Consider the following 8,609-nt stretch of genomic DNA (forward strand, 5'->3'; position numbering starts at 1 on the left):
TATTTAGTAGAACACAAAAAAAGCCCTCATCCCCCAAAAGGGACGAGAGCTACCCGCGTTGCCACCCTAATTGACTAGACAATTTGCCTAATCCACTTATTTCATAACGGCATTTCAGCCGGCGACAGCCTACTTCATTAACTTCGACTGCGCAACTCCAGGACGGATTCACAAGTGCTTTTATCAGCTTCCACCACCCGCTGACTCTCTAAAAAAAACGTGCTTGCTACTACTTCCCATCATCGTGTTCAGTTATTTAAATTTTATCCATACTGTACTATATGAATTAAGATTTTGCAAGTCATACCATAGAAGATACAAAATATTCAAGAATACGTGCATCTGACGTTAATTCAGGATGGAAGGAGCAGCCTAATAAATGATTGTCCTTTGCTAACACGATTTTCCCGTCATGCGCTGCTAATACTTCAACACCTTCACCTACAGAAACAATATGCGGCGCACGGATAAAGACAGCCGGAATTGCTTCACCTATTTCAGGTATGTCGAGTTTCACTTCAAAGCTATCTACCTGACGACCATAAGAATTTCGTGCAACTACCACATCCATTACAGCTAAATGTGACTCATAATCCACTAATTCCTTTGCCAATAAAATCAATCCTGCACATGTTCCAAACATCGGTAAACCTTGCTTTGCAAGTGTGCGGATTGGCTCTAATAGCTCATAGCGATTCAGCAATTTCCGCATCGTTGTGCTTTCTCCACCAGGCAAGACAAGTCCATCAAGCTTCTCTAAATCAGCACTTTGTTTTATTAAGACCGCTTCGCATCCAAGTGACTCTAACATTTGCACATGCTCTCGTACCGCTCCCTGTAAGGCTAAAACACCGATTCGCTTCATCTTACCAGCCTCGCTCTTGCATACGCTCATTTTGACTAAGCTGTGCAATATCAATGCCTTTCATTGGAACACCAAGTTCTTTTGAAATTTCAGCAATTAACTTGTAATCCTTATAATGCGTAGTGGCCTCTACAATTGCACGAGCAAATTTCTCTGGGTTTTCTGATTTAAAAATACCAGAACCAACGAATACACCGTCCGCTCCAAGTTCCATCATTAATGCCGCATCAGCTGGCGTAGCAACTCCACCTGCTGCAAAATTCACTACTGGTAAACGGCCAAGACGCTTAATTTCTCTTAATAATTCAAAAGGAGCACCAAGTAATTTAGCCTCTGTCATTAATTCGTCCTCTGTCATGCCAACAACCTTACGTACTTGCGCATTCACTTTGCGAATATGGCGAACAGCCTCTACAATATTCCCCGTACCTGGTTCACCTTTAGTTCGTAACATGGAAGCTCCCTCACCAATGCGTCGAGCCGCTTCTCCTAAATCGCGACAACCACAAACAAATGGCACTGTGTAATCACTTTTTAATAAATGAAACTCTTCATCTGCTGGAGTTAATACTTCACTTTCATCAATATAATCGACACCCATTGCTTCTAAAACTCTTGCTTCAACAATATGTCCAATACGCGCTTTAGCCATTACCGGAATAGATACAGCCCCCATTACCTCCTCAACAATACGAGGATCAGCCATACGTGCAACTCCACCCGCCTTGCGAATATCTGATGGTACTCGTTCTAATGCCATGACAGCTACAGCCCCTGCCGCTTCCGCAATTTTCGCCTGCTCTGCATTAATAACATCCATAATGACGCCACCCTTTTGCATTTCCGCCATCCCACGTTTTACTAACTCTGTACCTGTTTGTTTCATGATTTCTAACCTCCACCTGTATGATGAAATTTAGTATAATAGAAATTGACCATATAAAAATATCCAGTTTACAAAATAATTATAAGGTCAGGAGGATTGATGGACGTGGACATGCTATTATTTCAACTAGAAAAAAATGGTGAAAAACCGCTCTATGATCAGCTTTATAGCGGCATTAAAGAGGCTATTATTACAAAGAAAATAGCAGTAGGAGAAAAATTACCATCAAAAAGAAAATTATCCGATTTTTTGAATATTTCTCAAACAACAATAGAAATTGCGTATGCACAGCTACTTGCAGAAGGCTATATTATGTCAAAATCACGAGTTGGTTATTTTGTAGAGGAAATTGACGAGCTTCCGTATATTCAACAGGACACAGTAGCTTCCTTAAACGAACAACCTAAGAAAAAATCGCACAAGATAGATTTTAATCCTGGTTCCATCGATATCGATGCCTTCCCTTTTCAAACATGGCGGAAATATGCGAAAGAGCTCTTTGACAACGCCTCAAAGGAATTATTATTAACAGGTGAGCCTCAAGGAGAACGATCTTTACGTACCGAGATTGCTAATTATTTATTTCAATCACGTGGAGTTGTTTGTAGTCCTGAGCAAATTGTTATTGGCTCCGGAACAGAACAACTTCTTCCAATGATTTTACGACTTTTTAATGACGACACTTGCTTTGCGCTTGAAAATCCAGGCTATCCAGCTGTGCATCGTATGTTTTCCCAACATAAACGAAAAGTCTATCCAATTGCGGTCGATGATGAAGGAATTGTCATTCATGAGCTCGAAAAAACTAGCGCAGACGTTGTTTATATCACGCCATCACATCAATTCCCAACAGGAGCAGTATTATCAGCAACGAGACGTGCACAGGCTTTAAAATGGGCCGCACAAAGCTCCTCTCGTTACATTATAGAAGATGATTACGATTCCGAATTTCGCTATACTGGAAAACCAATTCCTGCACTTCATGCATTAGATCGAAACGATAAAGTAATTTATATGAGTACCTTTACAAAATCGTTAATGCCATCCTTGCGTGTAGCTTATTTTGTACTTCCACCAAAATTACTTGCTACTTATAATGATGTATTTAATTACTATTCATCAACAGTGCCTCGCTTCGATCAACATATCGTAGCTAATTTTATGCGTGATGGTCATTTTGCAAAGCATTTAAATCGAATGAGGAAAATTTATCGAAAAAAGCATGAAAAACTCACTTCAATTTTAGAAAACTATTCTAATCAAATTAAAATTACTGGAGAGCAAGCAGGCATGCATATTTTACTTGATGTACAACATGCTTTATCGGAAAAGCAATTACAGCAGCTTGCCTCCAATGCAGATATCGGGATTTATCCATTATCTGATTATCGCCTGGATCACTCCACAGCCTCACACGCTCAATTTTTACTAGGTTTTGGAAGTATACCTGTAGATGAAATAGAAGCGTTTATCGAAAAGCTAATGGACTGTTGGGATATACAGAAGAAACACCCATCAAATTGATAGGTGTTTCTTTTGATCATGATTCAATCAATTGGATATTATAATGCTTAAACCATGTATGAATTTGCCCCAGGTAAGCTAAAAGCTGTGGGCCTGCCATTAATTGTCCATACCATGGAACTTTGAAAGAACTGCCACCAGATTCAATTAGCTCGATTAGCTTCTGCCGTTCAAATAATTCATGAAGAATCGAACTTTTATCCTTCACTATTTCTCTTAGCCATTTTTGAACGCCTGCTGTATAAACTGGATGATAAGTTTTAGGATACGGGTTCTTTTTTCGATATAAAACTTCTTCTGGCAATAAGTGTTGCATTGCTTTACGAAGCAACCCCTTTTCCATACCACCTAAATTTTTCATTTCCCAAGGAATATTCCACGCATATTCCACAAGGCGATGATCTGCAAATGGAACACGAACTTCAAGACTCGCTCCCATGCTCATACGGTCTTTTCGTTCCAGCAATGTTTGCATAAACCATACCATATTCAAATAAAACATTTCACGTTGCCTTACTTCCTCAATACTTTCTCCATCAAGATAGGGTACTTCAGCAATCGTTTGCAAATATACCTGTTGTGCATAAGATTCAACAGCTAATTTCTTACGCCACCGATCTTGTAACATTGTAGACCTTTCAGACAGCGAACGAATCCAAGGGAAACCTGTAGCCACTTCTGTAAACCATGGGTATCCACCGAAAATTTCATCCGCACATTCACCAGATAGCGCAACGGTAAAGTCCCTTTTTATTTCTCGACAAAACCATAGTAATGATGAATCTACATCCGCCATCCCTGGTGAATCTCTAACAATGACAGACTCTACTAACAAATCGATTAATTGCTGCTGAGAAATTTCCTCAGTATGATGTGTTGTACTAAAGGTATCTGTCATTTTTTGAATCCAATACGTGTCTGTCGATGTTTGAAAAGCATGTGGATTAAAGAAACGCTCATTATCCTCATAGTCTATAGAGTACGTATGAAGTGTGCCTTTGTTTTGTTGCTGAAACATGTTTGCTGCAATTCCAGTAATGATGCTGGAATCTAAACCACCTGAAAGAAATGTACAAATCGGTACGTCTGAAACAAGCTGTCGTTCAATAGCATCCGTTAGCAAAAAACGGACATGATCGATTGTTTCTTCTAATGGCTCTTCATGCCGTTTACTCTGCAACTTCCAATACTGCCAAAGTCGTATACCCTCTCTAGAGAAACGCATTGCATATCCTGGACGTAACTCATTAATATTTTGAAAAAGTGACTTTCCGGGCGTTCTAGATGGTCCTAAAGCCATAATATTAGCTAGCCCTTCTATATTAACGGTTGTTTTCATCAATGGATGAGCTAATAATGCTTTCACCTCTGATGCAAAAAGCAGGCCGTCTTGTAGCTCTGTATAAAACAAAGGCTTTACGCCTAGTCGATCCCGGCATAAAAAAAGAGATTGCGATTGTTCATCCCATACACCAAAAGCGAAAATCCCATTTAAAAAATCTACACACTGCTCTTTCCATTCAATATAAGCAGTTAATAACACTTCCGTATCTGAATGAGTTGTAAAAACATGCCCTCGATTTTGAAGCTCTTTCCGTAATTCTTCTGTATTATAAAGCTCGCCATTGTATGTAATGACATAGTTTGCACCATCATGTACTTTTTTCATTGGCTGCTTCCCACCGATTAAATCGATGACGGCTAACCGTCGATGGCCAAATGCAATATGCTCACTACACCAAATATTTTCATCATCAGGCCCTCGTTTATTTAACATTTGCGTCATTAACTTCAGAATTCTATCACTTGTTCTTAAATCCTTTTGAAAGCTAGCCCATCCAGTAATACCACACATTTAGCCACACATCCTTTCGCCTATTAGCGTATGCAGTAAAGTGTGAAAACGTGAAAAGAACACGAGATGTTTGAAAACATCTACGTGTTCTATCCATTAGTTATTAAAATAAGCCACCAACAAAGTCGGTAATACCACTCCATAAGTTACCGAAGAAGCTACCAACACCTTGGAAGAATAGCGAGATACCATTAGCACGCTCTACAGCCTCTGTAGTGACAACATCAGCTGAAAGTTCCTTACCGTCAATAAAACCGTAATCTGTGCCTTCTGAGCGCTCAATAACTACCTTTCCGACAGGTGTATCCTTCTTGACCTCTGCTTCAATACTCTTTTTATCTAATACTAGTTTAGGTTTATATAAGTCTTTCTCAGATGACTTGACCATAAATGAAACTGGTTCTTTAACAGCAATCGCTACATTCTTTTCTTTACCTTTCGTAACTTTTACTGTTTCTTGATCTTTAAACGTATAGTTTGCTGGAACAAATTCTTGTTTCGAGAATTGTGAGAAGCCATAGTTAAATAATTTAGCTGTTTCATCAAAGCGAGCTTTTTTTGTACCCTGTCCATTTTCATCTACAGCTTTCATAACAACAGAAATTAAACGTGTACCATTGCGCTCTGCAGTACCTGTAAAGCAATGTCCAGCAAAGTCTGTTGTACCTGTTTTTAACCCGTCAACGCCTTGATATTGATTCGCTAATCCAGGTAACATATCGTTCCAGTTTCTCATTTCAATTCTATCATCGGTACCTTCACGGAACGTCTTTTCTGCAATTTTAGACGTTTCTAATACCTCTGGATGATCTTTTAGTAAATGATATGCTAATTTTGCTACAGATTTAGCAGGCATTACGTTTTCATCATTTGGTCCAGTACCGGCTGGGTGCATGCCAAATAAATTTGCATTGTTAAGACCAGTAGAGTTTACGAATTTATAGTCTGTAAGACCAAGTTTTTCTGCTTTTTTATTCATTAGCTTTAGAAATTCAGTTTCAGTGCCTGCAATTGTTTCCGCAATAGCCACTGCAGCAGCATTTGCAGAATAAATAGCCATCGCCTCATACAATTCACGAATTGTATAAGTCCCATCTCTACGTAATGGTACATTACTTAACGCACGATCTTGAGACAATTTATACGTATAATCAGTTACATGATATTCCTGATCCCACTTAACTGTACCTGCATCAATTGCGTCCAATAACAAGTATTCAGTCATCATTTTTGTCATACTCGCAATACCTAGTGATGTATCTGCATTTTGTTCATATAAAATTTTACCTGAATCTGCGTCAATTAAAATCGCAGCATCCACTTTTAATCCTAAATCTGTTTCTGCATGTGCCTTCGCAGGAACAGCTGCCAAAACACTAAATAACAAAACAGGAATTAGGAGCAAGCGGATAACTGTGTTCATTGTCTTTTTCACCTTTAAAGCCCTCCAAAAAAATAATCTTGTCCTCGACATTTTATCATAGAAAGTTACTTCCGTGCGCACTCTCTACCATAAAAAAAATGCTCTCGCGCCATCTTTGTAGACGATTCGAGAGCATAAAAGTTGCTAGTAATATATTACATCGAATAATTTGGTGATTCTTTTGTGATTTGTACATCATGTGGATGTGATTCACGTAGACCTGCACCTGTCATTCGAACAAACTGAGCATTTTCACGTAAGAACTCAAGGTTTGGTGATCCGCAATAGCCCATACCTGCACGAATACCACCGATTAGTTGATAAATTGTATCTGCTAGAGGTCCTTTGTATGGAAGACGGCCCTCAATACCTTCTGGTACTAATTTTTTCGCATCTTCTTGGAAATAACGATCTTTTGAACCCTTTTCCATAGCCCCAATTGAACCCATACCACGGTAAACTTTGAAACGACGACCTTGGAAGATTTCAGTTTCGCCAGGAGATTCAGAAGTACCTGCAAGAAGTGAACCAAGCATTACAACGTTACCACCTGCTGCAAGAGCTTTTACAATGTCTCCAGAGTATTTAATGCCTCCATCAGCAATAATTGTTTTACCAAGCTCACGGGCTACTGTCGCACAATCGTAAACAGCTGTAATTTGTGGTACACCTACACCAGCTACTACGCGTGTAGTACAGATAGAACCTGGTCCAATACCAACTTTCACTACATCTGCACCAGCTTCAAATAATGCGCGTGCACCTTCACCTGTTGCCACGTTACCAGCGATAATTTCTAGCTCTGGATATGATTCACGGATAGAGCGAATTGTTTGTAATACTCCCTCAGAATGACCGTGTGCTGTATCGATTACTACGATATCTACTTGTGCTTCAACAAGCTTCTCAATACGTAGCATCGTATCTTTTGAAACACCAACTGCTGCCCCTACTAATAAACGACCGTGTATGTCTTTTGCAGCGTTAGGGAACTCAATTACTTTTTCGATATCCTTAATTGTGATTAATCCAGTTAATTTACCTTCTTCATCTACAATTGGTAGCTTTTCGATTTTATATTGTTGAAGAATCTTTTCAGCATCCTCTAAAGTCGTTCCAACAGGAGCTGTAATCAAATCTTCTTTTGTCATAACGTCTTCAATTTTTAAAGAATAGTCAGAAATAAAACGTAAGTCACGGTTTGTAATGATCCCAACTAGCTTTTGGTTTTCCATACTATCAACAATTGGTACACCCGAAATTCGGTATTTGCCCATTAAATGTTCAGCATCAAAAACTTGGTGAGTCGGAGTTAAGAAGAATGGGTTTGTAATAACACCATTTTCAGAACGTTTTACTTTTTCTACTTGCTCAGCTTGCTCATCAATACCCATGTTCTTATGGATAATACCGATACCACCTTGACGTGCCATAGCAATTGCCATTTTAGATTCTGTAACTGTATCCATGCCCGCACTGACCATTGGAATATTTAATTTAATCTTCGGTGTTAGTTGAACTGATAAATCAACATCTTTCGGTAATACTTCTGAATGAGCTGGTACTAATAATACATCATCAAAAGTTAAACCTTCTTTGGCAAATTTAGTTTCCCACATTTTCGTAACTTCCTCCTATAGTGAAAAGAATATTAATTGTAAGATTAACAACGAGCTAGGCTACTGTCAAGAAACTTATAAAAGAAAGACAATTCAGATTTTTCGAGGTAGTAATTATAATAGTCTTTCGTCCCCTTTCACATGGACAAAAATGAGGCCTTTTCAATTTTCTTTCTTCAATTAGTATATAAACATTAGCTAAAATCCGTCTTATCTTAATTTTAAGCAAGTTTTGCAAAATTATTGATAAATTATTAATGATTTTCATAAAAAATAAAAAAACAGCCAGCACACAGCTGACTGTTTTCTTTGCCTAGCGACGTCCTACTCTCACAGGGGGAAGCCCCCAACTACCATCGGCGCTAAAGAGCTTAACTTCCGTGTTCGGTATGGGAACGGGTGTGACCTCTTTGCCATCATCACTAGACTATTTTAAA

At 38.8% G+C, this 8,609-nt stretch carries 6 protein-coding genes, 1 rRNA gene and 1 other annotated feature; of the genes, 1 reads left to right on the plus strand and 6 read right to left on the minus strand.

Translation table 11 applies throughout. The annotated features are described in order from the left end of the window. Nucleotides 1-35: 35 nt before the first annotated feature. Nucleotides 36-252 (minus strand) — a binding site (T-box leader). A gap of 49 nt (nt 253-301) precedes the next feature. Together pdxT and pdxS are read right to left on the minus strand one after the other, a co-directional pair. Beyond that, nucleotides 302-865, minus strand: coding sequence for a pyridoxal 5'-phosphate synthase glutaminase subunit PdxT (pdxT, locus tag BFJ97_RS22340; RefSeq protein WP_068986812.1), 564 nt, complete (start codon nt 863-865; stop codon nt 302-304). A 1-nt stretch (nt 866) separates the two neighbouring features. Next, entirely contained in the window at nt 867-1,751 is an 885-nt protein-coding gene (gene pdxS, locus BFJ97_RS22345; protein WP_068986813.1) for a pyridoxal 5'-phosphate synthase lyase subunit PdxS, read from the minus strand. 105 nt (nt 1,752-1,856) lie between these two features. On the opposite strand from pdxS, the gene BFJ97_RS22350 reads away from it, so the two are divergent. After that, entirely contained in the window at nt 1,857-3,275 is a 1,419-nt protein-coding gene (locus BFJ97_RS22350) for a PLP-dependent aminotransferase family protein (protein ID WP_083227134.1), read from the plus strand. Between the two features lie 16 nt (nt 3,276-3,291). Here the strand turns inward: BFJ97_RS22350 and asnB are convergent, their stop codons facing one another. From asnB to rrf, 4 genes are all read right to left on the minus strand, one after another. Beyond that, entirely contained in the window at nt 3,292-5,130 is a 1,839-nt protein-coding gene (gene asnB / locus BFJ97_RS22355) for an asparagine synthase (glutamine-hydrolyzing) (RefSeq protein WP_068986814.1), read from the minus strand. 103 nt (nt 5,131-5,233) lie between these two features. Next, entirely contained in the window at nt 5,234-6,565 is a 1,332-nt protein-coding gene (locus BFJ97_RS22360; protein WP_083227133.1) for a D-alanyl-D-alanine carboxypeptidase family protein, read from the minus strand. 143 nt (nt 6,566-6,708) lie between these two features. Beyond that, the gene (gene guaB, locus BFJ97_RS22365) at nt 6,709-8,172 is read right to left on the minus strand and encodes an IMP dehydrogenase (RefSeq protein ID WP_068986815.1); all 1,464 of its coding nucleotides are present in this window, start codon (nt 8,170-8,172) and stop codon (nt 6,709-6,711) included. A gap of 311 nt (nt 8,173-8,483) precedes the next feature. Continuing rightward, nucleotides 8,484-8,599 (minus strand): 5S ribosomal RNA (gene rrf / locus BFJ97_RS22370). Nucleotides 8,600-8,609 lie beyond the last annotated feature (10 nt).

The sequence above is a fragment of the Lysinibacillus xylanilyticus genome (assembly GCF_001708185.1).
GTDB lineage: Bacteria > Bacillota > Bacilli > Bacillales_A > Planococcaceae > Lysinibacillus > Lysinibacillus xylanilyticus_A.

Excerpts from the sequence above, each read along its gene's own strand:
- guaB (WP_068986815.1), bottom strand. The coding sequence starts at position 8,172 with ATGTGGGAAACTAAATTTGCCAAAGAAGGTTTAACTTTTGATGATGTA.
- asnB (WP_068986814.1), bottom strand. The coding sequence starts at position 5,130 with ATGTGTGGTATTACTGGATGGGCTAGCTTTCAAAAGGATTTAAGAACA.
- pdxS (WP_068986813.1), bottom strand. The coding sequence starts at position 1,751 with ATGAAACAAACAGGTACAGAGTTAGTAAAACGTGGGATGGCGGAAATG.
- pdxT (WP_068986812.1), bottom strand. The coding sequence starts at position 865 with ATGAAGCGAATCGGTGTTTTAGCCTTACAGGGAGCGGTACGAGAGCAT.